A 296-nucleotide genomic window follows, 5' to 3' on the forward strand; every position below is an offset into this window, starting at 1 on the left:
CTAAGCGGGATCGAACCGCTGACCTCCTGCGTGCAAGGCAGGCGCTCTCCCAGCTGAGCTATAGCCCCATACAGAATTTCCCGCTATCACCCGGTCTATACAAACCTTTTCGTCACAGCCAGTTTCAACGCGAATCACGCAGTGTGCGCGAGCACATGAGTAATGCAGCGTTTAAAATGGCAAAGGAGGAAAAGCGTTTGGTAGGCCTGAGTGGACTTGAACCACCGACCTCACCCTTATCAGGGGTGCGCTCTAACCACCTGAGCTACAAGCCTATCACGATAACGTTATTCTCT

The 296-nt window shown here is 52.7% G+C and carries 1 tRNA gene; it reads right to left on the reverse strand.

Annotated elements, in window-relative coordinates:
• Window positions 1–198: 198 nt before the first annotated feature.
• Window positions 199–275, reverse strand: a tRNA-Ile gene (locus ACGF5R_RS24775).
• Window positions 276–296: the final 21 nt, after the last annotated feature.

This window comes from Photorhabdus sp. RM71S, assembly GCF_042879355.1.
Classification (GTDB): Bacteria; Pseudomonadota; Gammaproteobacteria; order Enterobacterales; family Enterobacteriaceae; genus Photorhabdus; species Photorhabdus kayaii.